1 protein-coding gene is annotated in these 274 nt (G+C 71.2%); it reads left to right on the forward strand.

The genetic code is table 11. The features are described 5' to 3' along the window. A partial coding sequence (locus tag IH09_RS36320; protein WP_190233542.1) for a 2-oxo acid dehydrogenase subunit E2 occupies positions 1-274 on the forward strand: 274 nt, incomplete at both ends.

Consider the following 274-nt stretch of genomic DNA (forward strand, 5'->3'; position numbering starts at 1 on the left):
GACCTCACCGGCGGCGATGTCCGGCGGCACGGTCACCATCACCAACGTCGGCGTCTTCGGCGTCGACACCGGCACCCCCATCCTCAACCCGGGGGAGTCGGCGATCCTCGCCTTCGGCGCGGTCAAGCTCCAGCCGTGGGTGCACAAGGGCAAGGTGAAGGCGCGCCAGGTCACCACCCTCGCGCTCTCCTTCGACCACCGCCTGATCGACGGCGAACTGGGCTCCCGCCTCCTCGCCGACATCGCGGCGGTGCTGGAACAGCCCCGGCGGCTG

It is taken from the genome of Streptomyces celluloflavus (assembly GCA_000720995.1).
Taxonomy (GTDB): domain Bacteria; phylum Actinomycetota; class Actinomycetes; order Streptomycetales; family Streptomycetaceae; genus Streptomyces; species Streptomyces celluloflavus.